This window comes from Roseixanthobacter glucoisosaccharinicivorans (genome assembly GCF_043195095.2).
Lineage (GTDB): Bacteria > Pseudomonadota > Alphaproteobacteria > Rhizobiales > Xanthobacteraceae > NCEH01.
Genome location: NZ_CM195538.1, coordinates 980,288 through 995,219, shown reverse-complemented (window position 1 = coordinate 995,219; position 14,932 = coordinate 980,288). Strand labels below are relative to the sequence as shown.

At 66.4% G+C, this 14,932-nt stretch carries 14 protein-coding genes; 3 read left to right on the top strand and 11 right to left on the bottom strand.

Going from position 1 to position 14,932, the window contains the following annotated elements; all coding sequences use genetic code 11:
• Positions 1-74: 74 nt before the first annotated feature.
• On the bottom strand, positions 75-1,214 hold the full coding sequence (gene crtY, locus V5F78_RS04285) for a lycopene beta-cyclase CrtY (RefSeq protein ID WP_394066245.1): 1,140 nt from the start codon (positions 1,212-1,214) through the stop codon (positions 75-77).
• Between the two features lie 178 nt (positions 1,215-1,392).
• On the opposite strand from crtY, the gene V5F78_RS04280 reads away from it, so the two are divergent.
• A complete protein-coding gene (locus tag V5F78_RS04280; RefSeq protein ID WP_394066247.1) occupies positions 1,393-1,884 on the top strand; it encodes a VOC family protein in 492 nt (163 codons plus the stop codon).
• A 42-nt stretch (positions 1,885-1,926) separates the two neighbouring features.
• On the opposite strand, the gene V5F78_RS04275 is transcribed toward V5F78_RS04280, so the two are convergent.
• From V5F78_RS04275 to V5F78_RS04230, 10 genes are all read right to left on the bottom strand, one after another.
• Positions 1,927-2,766 carry an ABC transporter permease gene (locus V5F78_RS04275; RefSeq protein WP_394066249.1) on the bottom strand — a complete coding sequence of 280 codons (840 nt, stop codon included), beginning with the start codon at positions 2,764-2,766 and terminating at the stop codon, positions 1,927-1,929.
• A 231-nt stretch (positions 2,767-2,997) separates the two neighbouring features.
• Positions 2,998-4,188, bottom strand: coding sequence for an ABC transporter substrate-binding protein (locus V5F78_RS04270; protein ID WP_394066251.1), 1,191 nt, complete (start codon positions 4,186-4,188; stop codon positions 2,998-3,000).
• Complete coding sequence (locus V5F78_RS04265; protein WP_394066253.1) at positions 4,175-4,972, bottom strand: ABC transporter ATP-binding protein; 798 nt, start codon at positions 4,970-4,972, stop codon at positions 4,175-4,177. Before V5F78_RS04265 ends, V5F78_RS04270 begins: the two co-directional genes overlap by 14 nt.
• Complete coding sequence (locus V5F78_RS04260; protein ID WP_394066255.1) at positions 4,972-6,072, bottom strand: acyl-CoA dehydrogenase family protein; 1,101 nt, start codon at positions 6,070-6,072, stop codon at positions 4,972-4,974. The genes V5F78_RS04265 and V5F78_RS04260 overlap by 1 nt, the downstream gene beginning before the upstream one ends.
• Before the next feature lie 277 nt (positions 6,073-6,349).
• Complete coding sequence (locus tag V5F78_RS04255) at positions 6,350-6,628, bottom strand: con-10 family general stress protein (protein WP_394066256.1); 279 nt, start codon at positions 6,626-6,628, stop codon at positions 6,350-6,352.
• 130 nt (positions 6,629-6,758) lie between these two features.
• Complete coding sequence (locus V5F78_RS04250) at positions 6,759-8,006, bottom strand: FtsX-like permease family protein (protein WP_394066258.1); 1,248 nt, start codon at positions 8,004-8,006, stop codon at positions 6,759-6,761.
• Positions 8,003-8,713: an ABC transporter ATP-binding protein gene (locus V5F78_RS04245; RefSeq protein ID WP_394066260.1), complete on the bottom strand. Its 711-nt coding sequence runs from the start codon at positions 8,711-8,713 to the stop codon at positions 8,003-8,005. The genes V5F78_RS04250 and V5F78_RS04245 overlap by 4 nt, the downstream gene beginning before the upstream one ends.
• 2 nt (positions 8,714-8,715) lie before the next feature.
• Positions 8,716-9,219 (bottom strand): hypothetical protein, encoded by a 504-nt coding sequence (locus V5F78_RS04240; protein ID WP_394066262.1) that lies wholly within the window; start codon positions 9,217-9,219, stop codon positions 8,716-8,718.
• A gap of 107 nt (positions 9,220-9,326) precedes the next feature.
• Positions 9,327-11,153, bottom strand: a complete 1,827-nt coding sequence (locus tag V5F78_RS04235) for an alkaline phosphatase (RefSeq protein WP_394066264.1) — start codon at positions 11,151-11,153, stop codon at positions 9,327-9,329.
• Positions 11,154-11,333: 180 nt separating this feature from the next.
• Positions 11,334-12,323, bottom strand: coding sequence for an AraC family transcriptional regulator (locus V5F78_RS04230; protein WP_394066878.1), 990 nt, complete (start codon positions 12,321-12,323; stop codon positions 11,334-11,336).
• Positions 12,324-12,585: 262 nt separating this feature from the next.
• On the opposite strand from V5F78_RS04230, the gene V5F78_RS04225 reads away from it, so the two are divergent.
• Positions 12,586-13,353 (top strand): 3-hydroxyacyl-CoA dehydrogenase, encoded by a 768-nt coding sequence (locus tag V5F78_RS04225; protein WP_394066266.1) that lies wholly within the window; start codon positions 12,586-12,588, stop codon positions 13,351-13,353.
• Between the two features lie 14 nt (positions 13,354-13,367).
• The gene (locus V5F78_RS04220) at positions 13,368-14,558 is read left to right on the top strand and encodes an acetyl-CoA C-acetyltransferase (RefSeq protein ID WP_394066268.1); all 1,191 of its coding nucleotides are present in this window, start codon (positions 13,368-13,370) and stop codon (positions 14,556-14,558) included.
• Positions 14,559-14,932 lie beyond the last annotated feature (374 nt).

Below are 14,932 nucleotides of genomic sequence, written 5' to 3'. Positions count from 1 at the left end.
ATTCGCCGGCATTCCGGCTGCTGCGATACAGCATCTCGCACTCAAATGCATATGCCGCAGCCGCGCGCAGGGCTTCATGTCGGCTCCTTCAGGCAGCGCAGCGCCGCCCGGATCGGCACCGGCGGGCGGCCGGTGAGAATGCGCGCCTTGTCCGCGAGCGTGAGGCGGGCGGCATAAAAACGCGCGATAAGCGGCTCCGGTAATCCATAGAAGCGCTGGAGGATCGTATAGCGCTGCCCCGGCGCGGCGGCACGGAACAACATGCGGTTGAGCAGGCGGAAGAAGGAGCGCTGCTTCCAAGTGACGAAGACGTGATGCTTCACCAGATCCGCCAGGGCTGGACCGGACAGATCCTCGCAGCTGGATACCAGATCGGCCAAGGCCATGGCGTCCGGCAGCGAATAGCCGGTGGTCGGGTGGAACAGGGCCCCCCGCAAGCCGGAGCGCACCACCCCCGCCGGTCCGCTCCGCCAGAAGGCTTCAAGATCGCCGCCGAGCGCGATGGGAAGGATGCCCTCCTCCTCGCGCAAAATCTCCTCCACCTGCCAACCCTGCGTGCTGGCGTAGGCCAGGATGCGCGCACGCAGCGCGCCCCCGTCGAGCGCCGGCCCGTCGGCATAATAGGTGTCCTCGATCAGGACCGTATCGGCGGTGAAGGGCAGCAGGTAGACGAACCGATAGCCGTCGAGCTGGGACACGGTGGCGTCCATGATCACCGGCCCGGTCAGCCCGTGCGGAGCGGCGAGGCGCACCTCCAGGCCGAGGAATTTCTGATAGCCGAGCATCAGGTCCGGGCTCTCGCCCGGCCCGCGCCCGTCCACCACCGCGCGGGCAGCGATCGTCTCGCCACCGTCCAGCACCACGCGGTCGGCATGGAGTTCGGCGACCGGCGTGTCCGTGCGCAACGCCGGACCGAGCCTTTCCCGCGCAACCACCGCCAAGCGGTGGGAGGCGATGGACGCATAGCTGCCTTCAAGCGCCCGGCGCCGGGCCGGAAAACGCACGCTGTGCCCCTGCCATCGCGCGGTGATCATGGGCGAGAGAAAATCCAGTTGCGCCGGGGTCACGTCGGACTGGTGGAACGACCAAGTGTGATTGCCGCCGATGTGCGGTCCCGCCTCCAGGATGGCCAGCGCCAGATCCGGCCGGGCCTGCTTCAACCGCAGGGCCAGCAGCACATTGGCGAGCCCGCCGCCCACCAGCACCATATCCATCGCCGGCCCATCTCCCGCGTCTTGCATCGGACCATGGCTCTCACGCCCGCGTGGCCGACACAAGCCCGCACCGGCCGAACGCAAAGACGGGCGCTACCCCGACGGATTGACCCCCGTCATTCCGGAACCCGGCGGCCCGCCGTACATTGGTTGTGGGGCGACACGCAGGAGAGCGGCCATGGTTCAGGTTGTGGGCATCGACCATCTGGTGGTCCGCGTCAGCGACTATGAAAAATCGAAGGCCTTCTACGGCCGGCTGTTCGCGTTTCTCGGCTTCGAGGTCCTGGGCGATTATGGCGACATGATCGGCTGGACCAACGGCAAGACCCGCTATTGGATCGGCCCGTGCGATGAAGAAGGTCGCAAGCACAAATACCGCATCGGCGACGTCGGCTTTCACCATTACGCCTTCGAGCTGCGCAGCCGCCAGGATGTGGATGATCTCCAGGCCTTCCTGAAACAGGAGAAGGTGGAAATCGTCGATCCCGCTGACGAATATTACGAAGATTATTACGCCGTCTTCTTCCTCGATCCCGACGGAATGAAGCTGGAGGGAATGAAATACGGCGAGAAGACCGCCGAGAAAGCAAAAAAGTCAAAAAAGACCGAAGGGAAAAAAAGCGAGGGGAAGAAGACTGAGGGGAAGAAAAACGAAGGCAAATCGAAATAGCGCCCTTCGCCGCTCGCCCCTGCCGGACCCGACCAGACGGACTCAGGCGCCCGGCGCCCAGATCCGGTAGAGCGACCGCGCGAGACTATCGAGCGCGAAACCGAGGATGCCGATGAGCAGCACGGTCGCCATCAACTCGGAATAGGCGAGGCGATCGCGCGTATCGAGGATGAAATAGCCGAGCCCGGCCGAAACCCCGAGCATCTCGCACGGCACAAGCACGATCCACAAAATGCCGATGGCAAGGCGCACGCCCGTCAGGACATGGCCGAGCACGCCCGGCACCACCACGCGCCACAAGGTTTCGAGCGGCGTCGCGGCAAGGCTGCGCGAAAGCTGGAGCCAGCGCGGATCGAGCGCGCGCACGCCCGCCGCCGTGCTCAGCAAGATCGGCCACACGGCGGCGAAGGTGAGCAGGAAATAGATCGGCTTGTCGCCCACCCCAAACACCATCACCGCGATCGGCATCCAGGACAGAGGCGAGATCATGCGCAAAAACTGGAACGCCGGGCTGGTCGCCGCCTCCACCACCTGAAAGCTGCCCACCGCGAGCCCGAGCGGCACGCCGATCAGCAGGGCGAAGGCGAGGCCGACGAAGATGCGCTGCAAGCTCATCATCACGTGCAGCGGCAGGTCGGAATGCAGCAGCAGATCGAACAGCGCCGGCACGGCGGTAATCGGGGAGAAGCGGGCGAGGAAGGAGCCTTTCTGCGCCAGCACATCGGTGCCGATCCACCACAGAACGAACACCAAGGCGAGCCCGCCGAGGCCGAGCGCCAGCCGTACCGCGAACGAGGCCCCGGCCTTCGCCCGCACGGGCGCCGCCTGCGCCTTGGCGGGCGCGGGGAACGTGGCCTGGGAGGTGTCGTGATGACTCGTCATAAGGTGTTTCTGCTTCGGGAAGGTCTTTGACGTGGCATGTTCGTTCGGCGAGAAGGTTGCTTTCCCCCTCCCCACCCCTCCCCCGCAAGCGGGAGAGGGAGCCTGTGGTGTCGGGGAGGATTCATTGTTTCCACCTTTCCGGCAGCGTCCCCTCTCCCGCTCGCGGGGGAGGGTCAGGGAGGGGGCCGCCGCAGGCGGAACGCAGGGGCGGAGAACCCGCCCCTGCCCGCCTTACACCACGATCACTTCCTGGCGCTCGAAGCTGTCGGGCACGCCAAAGGCCTTCAGCCCGCCGGCCGCCAGCACCGCTTTTTTCACGAAGCGGTCGTCCACCAGATCCTTGGCCGCAAACGCCGGATCCAGCGTGTCGAGGAAGGCATGGTCGCCCTCGATCAGCGTGCCTTTCAGGCGCCGCACCAGTTCTTCGGTGTAGCTGGCATAGGGATAGGGCTGGAAATCAATGCGGTTCTCGCGCCAGTCGGGATGGCGGATCGCCCCGGATGCCACATAGGCCGCCACGTCGTCCGGCGCGGGAGCGAGCACTTTGCTCAGCACCGCCTCGGTGTGCGGCGTGTATTTGTTGGGCCCGTCCTTGGAGAGAAGCCGGGCAGTCTCGGCCCGGTGCTCGCGGGTCCAGACCTGCGCCTTCACCATGGCATTGACCACCTTTTGCGACCATTCGGGCCGCTCATTCAGGTCGCGCTCGTGCATGAACACGACGCAGCAGGCATGGTCCTTCCACACGTCGCCGGTGAAGCGCAGCACCTTGCCGATGCCTTGTAATTCCGCCGCAGCATTGAACGGCTCGGCGACGATATAGCCGGCCACCTGCTTGGTGGCGAGCGCCGGCACCATGTCCGACGGGGCCATGATGACCAGATTCACCTCATTGGCCGCCGGAGCGCCGGTGCGCTTGGTGACCGGGGTGAGGCCGTTCTCTTTCAGCAGCGCCTGGAGCACCACATTGTGGATCGAATACCAGAACGGAATCGCCACCGTCTTGCCGCCGAGCTCCTTCACCGAATTGATCTCGGGCAGCACCGTGAGGCCGGAACCGGCCATGTGGTTCCACGCCACCACCTTGGCCGGCGCCTTGGAGCCGAAGCGCGCCCACACGGTGATGGGCGAGAGCAGGTGCACCACATTCACCTGGCCGGAGATGAAAGCTTCCACGATCTGCGCCCAGGAGCGCAGCAACACGGGCTTTTCCGCCTTGAGGCCCTCGGCTTCGAAATAGCCATTCGCGTGCGCAACCAGCAGCGGCGTGGCGTCGGTGATCGGCAGATAGCCGATGCGAACCGGGGCGTCCGGTTCCTGAGCGCGCGCTTGATAGGCGTTGAGCAACGGCAGTGCGCCCGAGGCGGTCAGCAGCGCCGAAAGTTTCATGATGTCGCGACGGGAGAAGAAATCATGCGTGGGCATGGCTGACGTCCGAATTCTGGCGGCGAACCGCGTTGCGGAGGGTCGTAAGGATTTCTATGCGCAGGGTGCCGAGTTCCTCCACCGCATCGTCGCGGGGGAACGGCAGGGACAGCGTCCATTGACCGATCTGCCGCGCCGGCGCCCCGCCCAGCAGCACGATGCGGTCGGAGAGCAACAGGGCCTCGTCAATGTCGTGGGTGATAAGAACGGCGGCGGTGCCGGTGTCCGCCACCACCTTCAAGAGCAAGCTCTGCATCTCGGCGCGGGTCACCTCGTCGAGGGCGCCGAACGGTTCGTCGAGCAACAGCACCTTGGGCCTGCGGGCGAGGCAGCGGGCGAGGGCCGCGCGCTGCGCCATGCCGCCGGACAGAGCGGCAGGATGCTGACGCCGGGCATGGGAGAGCCCCACTTCGGCGATGGCGGCGCTCACCCGGGCTTCGCGCTCGGGCCGGGACAAGGCCGGCTGGTGCTTGAAATCGAGACCGAAGGCGACGTTCTTCTCCAACGTCAGCCACGGCAGCAGGCTCGGATCCTGGAACGCCACGGCGACGCGCGGATGCACCCCACGCAACGGCGCTCCGTCCATCAGCACCGTGCCGGAGGTCGGCGCCTGGAGCCCGCCCAGGACCCGCAGGAGGCTGGATTTGCCAACTCCGCTCGGGCCGAGAACGGTCACCACCTCGCCGGGCGCGAGCGCGAGATCGAAGCCCGACAGCAGGTTCTGCGCAGCGCCGGGATAGCGCAGCACGATATCGCGTGCCTGAAGGACATAATGGCTCTCCATCACGCCGCCTGCCCGCTGCCCGGCGCGGCGTGATCGGCCAGGGCCGCCTTGAGCTGGACGAGGCTCGGCGTGATGATGGGCAGGAAGGCGGCCTCGCGCCACCGGCGGGCAAAGTCCCGCCCGGCGCCGGAGAGATAGGCGCGCCCGCCGCTGGCCTGCAATTCCAGCCCGACCGAGGCATTGGCAAGCTCAGCCAGGGCGATTCGGATCTTGAACAAGGGCGCGGCCTTTTCCGCGAAGCTGCCGCTGGCGAGCCCCTCGAACAAGGCATTCTCCTGGGCATCAATTGCCGCTGAAAGCTCGGCGATGGGCGCGCTCAGCACGTGGCGGCCGGCATCGGCGATATGGTCGCCGGCCTCCTTCAACGCCCGCCGCGCAAGGCCGATGGACATGCCGATCTGCAGCCCGAGGAAAGCCGGGCGCACCCGCGGCAGCCAGGGGCGGGCGTCGGAATGAAGAATGTCCGCCTCGGAAATGGCCACGTTCGCAAGCGTCACGGCGGCGGTGTTGGTGCCGCGCAGCGCAATCAGATCGAGATCGGCCGAGCGCTCCAGCCCGGCGGCATTAGAGGCAAGGCTGGCGACGAACGGCGCGCCACCCTCCGCGGAGGCGACAGCCGCGGCCACGTGAAACCCCTCGGGTCGCAGGTTCGTGACCCAGGGCAACTTGCCGTCCAACGAAAAACCCGCCCCAGACTTGCGCGCCATCACCTGAAGACCCTCCAGGCCGGCGAGGAACTTCATCGCATTGGAAAGACCAGTGGCGCCCGCCACTTCCCCCGCCAGCAACGGAGCGATCAGCCGTTCGCTCAGGCCCGCATTGGGACTCTGGAGCAGGTATTCAATGTAGGTGCGATGACCCCACAGCACAAAGCCGGCCGCCAGTGAACGGGAAGAAACTTCGGCGATGGCGCGCACGCCGTCCACCACGGAGCCGCCGCCGCCCCCCAGAGCCTGCGGTACACCGGCGCCGGCAAGGCCCGAGGCGGCGAGGGCCGGAAGCAGCAGGGCCTTGTCGGCGTGTCCCGTGTCCAGATCCTCGGCGGCCGCCTCCAGCCAGGGAAGGAAAGAGGCTGCATGCGTCCCCGCACCGTGTGACATGGCTGGTGTCTTCCCGCTTCGTTCACGCTCTCCGCGCCCCATGATGCCGGAGCCGGGGCGGCCAGCGAAGCCCCTCACCATAGGTGAGCGGCACGCGCGGCACGACAAGGGATATGATGGAAGTGAATATCACGCAAGATGAATGGATTGTTGCATATTTTACACGATTTTACGTAATTTAAACGAAACGTTAATTTGCCGCCATAATGCTTTGAAAAGGCATGAAAGCAAGAAGCCCGCCCTTACGGGCGGGCCTCCTGTGGAGATCAGATCGTGGTCAGCGCTGGCCACCCTTGTGTCCAGCCTCCGACGCGCGCTTGGGATCATCCGCGAAATTGCCGCTGCGGTGTTGATCGCCCTGCTGGCGGCCGTCCGAACCGCCGCCGGACTGGCTCTGCTGGCGGTGCTCGCCGCCCTTCTGGCCGGCTTCGGCGGCACGCTGCGGATTGTTGGCGAAGTTGCCGGGACTGTTCTGCCCGCCCTTCTTGCCTGCGTCCGAAGCCTTTTGAGGATCATTGGCGAAGTTTCCCGAACCGCCACGCATATCGTTGGCCATGGTTCACTCCTGTTGCTGTGCCAATTGTCAGCCCCAGCCTTTTCAACGCCCTCCCCGGCCCCGTGTTCCGGCTAAAATTCAGCCGCGCCAGGAAGCCCCTTTTCTCACTCCGACACGCGACAGCCAGGCTTCAGGCCGAAAGTCCGAGGGTTGCAGGCTGGCGATAGGCCATCATCGCCGGCACCAAAGCCGCCAGCGCCGCCACCGTCAGCATGATGGCGACGAAGGCCAGATCGTCGGACGCAAACTCTACGGGCAGGACGATTCCGCTCTGGCGCGTCAGCTGGGTCGCGACCATCCGTGCGGCGAGGAAGCCCAGGGCCATTCCAAGCATCGCGCCCACCCCGACCAGGGCCATCACCTCGCTCCACACCAGGGTAAAAATCGCCCGCCGTGGCGCGCCGAGCGCCCGCAACGCCGCGATCTGCGCGCGCCGCTGGGCGAGGTGAACCGCGCTCACCAGCATCACCGCAACGATCACCAGCGCCTGTGCCCCGAGCGCGATGCCGCCGAGCAGAAGCCGCGCATCCCCGAGGGTTCCATAGAGCCGCACCAGCACTTCGGCGGGGAAGACGGCAAGCGTCGGCGACTTGCGATATTGCGCACGCAACCGATAGGCATCGGCGATGGTCCGCGCCTTCACGATCACCGCCGGCACGCCCGGCACGGCCTGGGGCCAAGGTGAACCGAGATGAGCGGAAGTGCCCTCAAGCTCATGGGAATGTTCTGCTTCTCCTTCCACGCGGCGCGGCCAGGCATGCGCATCGCCCATGCCATGCAGGCGCCATACGGCCTCTATGGGCACCAGGATCGCGCGGTCCCATGGCGTCCCGGTGGGCGCCATGCGGCCGACAACGTGATAGGCGATTTCCGAATGGGTGTGCCCGCCCTCCCCCGGCAAGCCATGCATGGGCTTTATGATGGCGCCGAGCGCCAATGGCACGCGCGCACCCACCACCGCCTCGTCCAGCGCGTCGAAGACCTGCCCCTCGCTCAAAGCTCCGCCACCGGCCTCCAGGGCGAACGCGGCGATGGTGCCGACGATGGGCTGGCCCTCGAAACTGTCGCCGAAGCCCACCGGCGCGGCATAGGCGACGCGCGGATCCTCGGCGAGCGCCTTCAGCACGCTCCCGTCCATCAGCGGCAGCGGCGCGGCTTGCAGAAACACCGCGGAAAGAACGAGCTGCGTCTCGCTACCCGCCGCGCCCACCACGATATCAAACCGGTCCGCCGCCCGCGCCGAACCGAGACGGAGCGCGCGCTCCTGCAATTGAACCGCCATGCCTAGAGCGGTGGCGACCGCGATCAGCAGCACGATGGCGAGCGCGCCCAGCCACAACCGGCGCAGATCTGCGAGGATGAAACCGAACGGGATCATTCCGCCGCCTCCGCCCCACCATGCGCGCGAACCACAGGAACGTCGGCGACGATGCGGCCATCCACCAAGGTGAGATGCCGCGCCATGCGCGCCACCAGGCGGGCATCGTGCGTCACCACGATCAAGGTCGCGCTCTGCTCCTTCGCGAGTTCGCAAAGCAGCTCCGCTACGGCGGTGCCAGCGTCGGCATCGAGGCTGGCTGTGGGTTCGTCCGCCACCAGCACGCCAGGGCTCATCAGCGCCGCTCGCGCCACCGCCACGCGCTGCATCTCGCCCCGCGAGAGCGTCTCAACCTTCTGCCGGGGCCGCCGCACCCCCACCCGCTCCAATAAGGAGAGCCCGCGCGCTCTCAGCGCCGGGTCTAATCGCGGGCGCCAGAAGCGGGCCGGCAGAAGCACGTTTTCCAGCGCGCTAAGACCAGGGAACAAATGGAAATTCTGCATCACGAGGCCCACATGGGCGGCACGGAAACGGTCGCGCCCGGCTTCGCCGAGGCGGGCGAGATCGGTCTCGCCCCATGCGATGCGGCCGCTGTCGGGGCGGGCGAGGCCCACGATGAGATTGATCAATGTGGTTTTGCCCGCACCCGACGGCCCCGTCACCGCCATGCGGGTGCCGGCGGCGACGTGTAAGGCCGGAATGTCCAGCGCGGGTGCCGCAAGACCGGGAAAGGAGACGCGGACCGCCTCCAGGGAAAGGTCCGGCATGGTCACACCGGCTGGAAGCGCGCGTTGGTCAGGCGCAATTGGCTGACGAACCCGGTTTCAGGATCAATCCAGGAGCCCACGTCCAGCGTGCCGGAAACTTCGATCGGCGCGTTATATTGAACGAAGGTCTGACGATCGCGCAGGTAAACGACCACGATGTCGTCCGGCCAATCGGAATCGGAGGAACAGAAGGGGCAGATCGACATGGGGATCTTGGTAAGGACGAAGAATTTCGCCTCGGCCTTCAGCGGCGGCGCCATATAGCCCCGCATGGTCATGGGCCTGCCCTTGGCCTGCTTGACCTTTTCGGAGAATTCCAGGCCGAGCACCGTAACCTTGGCATAAAGCTCGTCAAAATCCAGAACCTCGCCGGCCTGGGCGATCATGCCATTCAGGGTCGCGCCCGTGAGCGCGCCACCCCACGGGGCCGCGCAGCCCGCGGCACCGGCCAGCACGCGCAGCAAGCGGCGCCGGGAGAGCGGCGGGGGCGAAATCAGCTTGGTCATGCCACTGCGTCCTGCGATGCCAAAGGCCGGAAGGGGCAATCCCTCCCGGCCGCGGCCCGAGCGGCGACAGCGCCGCGTTTAACTGCTCGCTTGTTTTATCTGCACGCTTATTTGGCAGCCTCGGCGCGCTGCTGGGCCTCGCCCAGGGCCATCGCCTCCGCGATCACGCGGAAGATCTCGGTATTCTCCATGTAGCCATGGATGTTTTCCGAGCCCGGCCCCTGCGCCTGAAGCACCACGTCGTCCACGGCATGCACGGCGGTGTCTTCGTTCTTGGGAATATTGCCGATGCGCAGCACGGCGCCCGGCACGTTCTTATAGGCCTCGTTGGCCACATACTCGCCCTTCTCATTCTTCACCGCCGGCACGTTCTGGCCGTCGAGCTTGGGACGGAAGGTCTCGTAATAATCCGGGAAATTATTGGCGAAGATGGCGAGGCGGCGGGACACGTCGATCCGGTCGGGATATCCGTCCCCGTCCTTGTCCTCATAATTGGGGAAGCCGGCATCGTGATAGGTGCCAACCTTCTCGCGCATCTCGGTGCCCGGCTTGTCGTCGTCGATGGTGCCGATGAGCGAGGCGCCGTGGGTATGGTCGGCGGTCACGACGATGAGCGTGTCGGGATGGGTCTTGGCGAACTCCATCGCGATCCCCACCGCCTTGTCGAAGGTGATGGTCTCGAACACGGCGCGCTCCCAGTCGAGCGGATGCTCGTTCTTGTCGATCTCGGCGCCTTCCACCATGAGGAAGAAGCCTTCCGGATTTTTGGACAAGATATCCAGCGCGGCGACCATCATGTCCGGCACGTCGGGCTGGTTGGGAAACTTGCCCACGGTGCCCTTCTTGAGAAACTTCTGGTCCAGCGTGCCGTCCATGTTCCCAGTGTGGAACAGGCCGAGCAGCTTGCCCGAATTGTTGCCCTTGGCGGCCGCCGCCAGTTCGTCCTTGGTGGCGGCGAAGCCGTAGCCGGCGTCGCGGAACTTGGCGATATAGTCGATATCGTCCTTGCGCTTGGAACCGGGCGTGGTCTTCGGCAGGAAATAGGCCGAGCCGCCGCCCAGGATGACTTCCGGCTTCACGTCGAAGAACATGCCGACGATCTCGGCCTTGTCGGCGCGGCGGCGGGTATGGGAGACGACGGCGGCCGGCGTGGCATCCTCGATCTCGGCATTGGAGACGACGCCGATCACCTTGCCGGGCGCCTTGCGGCGGATCACCTCGGCGATGGTTTCCTGGCGCGGCTGATCGAGCGAGCCCTTGGCCCGGCTGGCATAGACGCCGAGCGCGTTCACCGCGCTCTTCTGGCCGGTCATGAAGGCGGACATGGTGTTGGCGCTGTCGGCCGCGATGGAATCGGTGGAAGAGGTCCCGATGAAGGCCATGGCCGGCAGGTGGTCCATGTTCAGCTTGCCGTTGGCCTTGCCCTGAGTATTGCCCAGCGACATGATCCGCGCGGCGGTGCGCATGGAAACGGCCATGCCATCGCCCAGCAGGAAGATAACGTTCTTCGCCTTGGCGGTGGCGGGGGTGCCGAACACTTCCCACGTCACGCTATCGTGGAAATCGCCAACCGAGGCCTCGACCTTATAGACGCCCGGGGTCTTCAGCGACACGCCCTTGATGACGACCGAGGAGGGGCCGTCGCCGTTTTCCTTCTCGACGAAGGTCGGCGCCTTGCCGAACGCGCTCTTGTAGTCCTCGCCATTCACGAGGATTTTCACGTCCTCGAGCTTGGTCACCATCGGCAGTTCGACCTTGAAGTCGAACACGCTGCCGGAGAGCAGAAGCGCGCGATCAATGGGATAGATCTGCGCATTGTCCTTGCTGACGCCCTTGTAAAGGCTATCGCCGCTTTGCGCCAAGGCGGCGGCGGGCAGCGCGGCAACGCTCGGGGTGATCGCCAGCGCAAGCATTGCAAGCCAATTCGGTTTCATGTGATGAATCGCCCCCGCCCTATGGATGCGCGCGAATGATACTTCGTATCACGCGCAGAATTCCGATGCCGTTTCCGGCGGGCGGATTATTGGCGCTTCAGCATGTCACGCAGATGAACGTCCCGCGAAGACTTGCAGGGCATTTCCCAGCACCACCGATGAGAAGAATAAACGGCCGGATCAGGGGTTGCCGCCCCCTGCCCGACTTCTGCGGAAGGTGGCGGGGCTCAGCGCCGTCCATTTGCGGAAGGCGCGGTGAAAGGCGCTCGGCTCGGCAAAGCCCAGGGCCTCGGCGATCTCCGCCACCGGCCGGGCGCCCTCCGCCAGCAGGATCATGGCACTGTCGCGACGGATCTCGTCCTTGATGGATTGATAGCTCTGCCCCTCCTCCCGCAGGCGGCGGCGCAGGGTGGAAGCGGGCAGCCGCATCTGCCGGGCCATGTCCTCGAACCGCGGCCAATGGGCCGGCGCGACGGCGCGCAGGCGACGGCGCACCCCGGCCGCGAGCCCGGCATCATGGCGATAGCGCACCAGGATATTGGCCGGGGCGCGCTGGAGAAACTCCCGCAGCGCCTTCTCGTCGCGGATCACCGGCAGGCGCAGGAACTCCGCGTCGAAGGCGAGCCGGCTGACGCTTTGGCCGAATGCGACCGGCGCGCCGAAGAATTGGCGATATTCCGCGCCACGGTCCGGCTCGCCACAGCGGAAATCCACCAGCCGCAAGGAGATCCGCCGCCCCACGAGCCAGCAGGCGATGCCGTGCAGGATGATCCAATAGGTGCGATAGGCAAAGGCCGAACGCGCCGGCCCCCGCTCGCGCAGGACGATCTGCGCCTGCCCGTCATGAACCCCCAATTCTCCCGCCGGCTCCTCCAGCATCACGTTGAGGAAGCGCAGCGTCCGCCGCAGGGCCTGATCCAGGGTTCCGGTGTGCAGCACGCACTGGCACAGCAAGGCGAAGCTGCCCGGCCGCAGGGGGCGCAGGCCGAGGCCGAGGTATTCATCGTCGAGCGCCACCGCGATCGCACGCCACAACACGCCATATTGCTCGGCGGAGACGGGCTCGCGCACCGTTTCGGGCAGAGCGGCGGCGGCGAGCAGCGGCGCGGTGGCCAAGCCCCGCGCCCGCACGCAGGCCAGCGCATCCTCCACAAAGCCGGGCGAGATCATGCGCCGGCCGGCGTCATTTTCAGAAACCGATCCCGGCACGGGCGTCCTCGTTGCAAAACCGATCAACATTTTATGCCGAGCCGGGCATGGATTGCCATATCATCCCGGCGTTAAGTCGCACCGTTGAAACGCCGTGCAGGACAACAAGAACGCGGCACAGGGAGAAAGCCCCGGGACACCCCTTTCGCCTCTGCGCGGATGCGGACGCCGGTTTCCCCTGCGTTTTCAGTCAACAAGCGCGCAGCCGGGCGGAAGCTGAACCATGCAGATCAAGGACAAGGTCTTTCTCATCACCGGCGCCGGCTCCGGCCTCGGCGCCGCCGTGGCGCGCCATCTGGTCGCCGGCGGGGCGAAGGTGGTCATCGCCGATATCAATGCGGCGGGGGGTGAGGCGGTGGCGCAGGAGCTGGGCGAAAGCGCCCGCTTCGCCCGCACCGACGTGACCCAGGAGGCCGACGGACAGGCGGCGGTGGCGCTCGCGCTGGAGGCGTTCGGCCATTTCCATGGGCTCGTGAACTGCGCCGGCATCGCGCCGGGCGAGAAGGTGGTGGGGCGCGAGGGCCCGCACCGCCTGGACAGCTTCGCCCGCGCGGTGAACATCAACCTGATCGGCACCTTCAACATGATCCGCCTGGCGGCGGATGCCATCGCCAAGGAGGCGCCGCAGGCCGATGGCGAGCGCGGGGTGATCGTCAACACCGCCTCGATCGCCGCCTATGACGGGCAAATCGGCCAGGCGGCCTATGCCGCCTCCAAGGCCGGGGTGATCGGCCTGACCTTGCCCATCGCCCGCGAACTGGCGCGGCTCGGCATCCGGGTCGTGACCATCGCGCCGGGCATTTTCGAAACGCCGATGATGGCGGGGATGTCGCAGGAGATCCAGGACGCGCTCGGCAAGAGCGTGCCCTTCCCCTCCCGCCTTGGCCGGCCGCCGGAATATGCGGCGCTGGTCCAGCACATTTGCGAAAACACCATGCTGAACGGCGAAGTCATTCGCCTGGACGGCGCCTTGCGGATGCCGCCGCGCTGAGGGAGCACGAAACCATGAGCACCCACGACCCCATCGTCATCGTTTCCGCCGCCCGCACGCCCATGGGCGGTTTCCAGGGCGATCTCAAGGACATGACCGCGCCGCAGCTGGGCGCAGCCGCCATCGCCGCCGCCCTGGAGCGCGCGGGCCTTGCGCCCGACGCAGTCGAGGAAGTGGTGTTCGGCTGCGTGCTGCCGGCCGGCCAGGGCCAGGCGCCGGCGCGCCAGGCCGCCATCGGCGCCGGGCTGCCGCTTTCGGCGGGGGCCACCACCGTCAACAAAATGTGCGGCTCCGGCATGAAGGCCGCCATGTTCGCCCATGACCTGCTGACCGCCGGCAGCGCCGAGGTCGCGGTCGCGGGGGGCATGGAGAGCATGACCAACGCCCCCTATCTGCTGGACCGCGCCCGTTCCGGCTATCGCATGGGCCACGGCAAGGTGCTGGACCACATGTTCCTCGACGGCCTGGAGGATGCCTATGACAAGGGCCGCCTCATGGGCACCTTCGCCGAGGATTGCGCGGAGGCGTTCCAATTCACTCGCAAGGCACAGGACGATTTCGCCATCGCCTCCCTGGAGCGCGCCCAGAAGGCGATCGCGAACGGCAGCTTCGTCAAGGAGATCGTGCCCGTCACCGTCAAGTCGGGCAAGGCCGAGCGGGTGGTGAGCGCGGACGAGCAGCCGCCCAAGGCCAAGATGGACAAGATCCCGACCCTGAAGCCCGCCTTCCGCGAGGGCGGCACGGTGACGGCGGCGAATTCCTCCTCCATCTCGGACGGCGCCGCGGCGCTCGTGATGATGCGGTTGTCGCAGGCGGAAAAGCGCGGCCTCACCCCGCTCGCGGCCATTCGCGGCCATGCCACCCATGCCCAGGCGCCGAACCTGTTTCCCACCGCTCCCATCGGCGCCATGCGGACTTTGAGCGCGCGCACCGGCTGGGACCTGGAGGACGTGGACCTGTTCGAGGTGAACGAGGCGTTCGCGGTGGTGGCCATGGCGGCCATGCACGACCTCGGCCTGCCCCATGAGAAGGTGAATGTCCACGGCGGCGCCTGCGCGCTCGGCCATCCCATCGGCGCGTCCGGGGCGCGGGTGCTGGTGACATTGCTGGCGGCGCTGGAAAAATACGATCTCAAGCGCGGCATCGCCTCGCTGTGCATCGGCGGCGGGGAAGCAACCGCCATGGCGGTCGAGCGCCTGTCCTGAACCGCGACGGGGCGGGTCCGCAGACACGCGCTGACGATAAAACGGGGCCGCCGGAATTTCCGCCCGGCGGCGCCTTCCAACCTGGTTTGCGCCGAAATGTTTCACGTGAAACAATGACTTGGCGAAGACGAACAGGGGTGACACCCCTCTTTTCCGCACCCTTTCGGACGATAAAAGCGCCTTTTCTGGCGAATTCCGGCCGAGGATTCCGGCCCGCCGCCGAAACGCCTGCCGTAAGGTGCGCGCTAATGTCTTTCTTTGACCGGTCGTCATGGCCGGGCTCGTCCCGGCCACCCACGCCTCCCCGCCCGCGCGGGCCTTGAAACGCCGGGGCCGGCGGTGCCGCGTGGATGCACGGGTCGAGCCCGTGCATG